The organism is Alteromonas sp. ABH4_456 (assembly GCF_056160645.1).
In genome coordinates, this window is sequence record NZ_JBSWXO010000073.1 from 1 (window position 1) to 200 (window position 200).

General features: G+C 48.5%; 1 rRNA gene. It reads left to right on the forward strand.

Annotated features, from left to right (window positions below):
• Positions 1–117 precede the first annotated feature (117 nt).
• Positions 118–200, forward strand: a 5S ribosomal RNA gene (gene rrf, locus ACXAG2_RS20980); the annotation flags it as partial.

Genomic DNA, 200 nt, shown 5'->3' on the forward strand with positions numbered 1-200 from the left:
AGCTTTCCAAGATTGTTAAGATAAGCATTGAGGACTTGGCACCCAATTGAGTGTACTGATGGTCCTCCTTGCGCAAAAGTCGAGAAAAGCACTCGATTTTGCACGACACAGTTTATGCCTGACGGCAATAGCGACGTGGTACCACCTGAATCCATTCCGAACTCAGAAGTGAAACGCGTTAGCGGCGATGGTAGTGTGGG